The organism is Vibrio sp. 970, from assembly GCF_033339075.1.
In genome coordinates this window covers 1-776 of record NZ_JAWOTW010000223.1, presented here as the reverse complement: position 1 = coordinate 776, position 776 = coordinate 1, and the positions used below count along the sequence as shown (strand labels likewise).

The following is a 776-nucleotide window of genomic DNA, read 5'->3' as shown; positions in this document are numbered from 1 at the left end:
TCTTAATGGATAACCCGGCTTTGAGCTTGAGAAAAGCGAGCCTCATTCCACAAGAAACTACCTCCATAAAAATGGAAACAACGATAACGGTGTAAGGGGGATAACCTAACGATAGGAAAATATAGGCCAATGGCACAGTTAGCAGCAGCACTGACCCAATTGTTGACTGGTAAGCCTTTACGTCTCCGGTTGCTTGTATAGCCGTTTGAAGACCAACCGTCGTAAGGTTTACAAACGCAAGAACTAAAAATAGCTTGATAAAAATCAGGACACCATCAGGATAATCTCCCAACCATAGCGACAACATAAAAGCTGTTTCAAAAAAGATCGGCAGCGCGATGACTGAGTAAAGCAACAAGCTAAAACGGCTTGCTAACATGGATAAGTGGAGCATTTCCTCCCTATTACCCTTGCTTTCTGCCTTTACGATTCGTGGATTGAATGCTTTCATGATGTTAATGCTAAATTCATTTAGTTTTCAATTTACTTGAACAGCAATGGCATAAACAGCATTGATATAAACGCCAAAGAAATGATTAAGCACAACAGCTAAGCCTTGAACTCTAGCAACGCCACAAATGGCGCCAAACGAGTTCCAACTAGTGAAGCCAATCATTTCTTTAAATAAGGCAATATCTAATTTGAAGTTTAGAAGGTTACATTCTTCATATTTAATCCGACAGTAAACCACCTTCACAATAAGCATTGTCCAAGAAACTGAGACAAACAACGTTCCCAGAGCGACTAGTTGATTTTCAAAGAGGATAATCAAAAAT

Annotated in this window: 2 pseudogenes; both read right to left on the bottom strand. The window is 39.6% G+C overall.

Going from position 1 to position 776, the window contains the following annotated elements:
* Positions 1–451: pseudogene (locus R7Q11_RS25825) on the bottom strand (hypothetical protein); the annotation flags it as partial.
* 27 nt (positions 452–478) lie between these two features.
* Positions 479–776, bottom strand: a pseudogene (locus R7Q11_RS25820) (hypothetical protein); the annotation flags it as partial.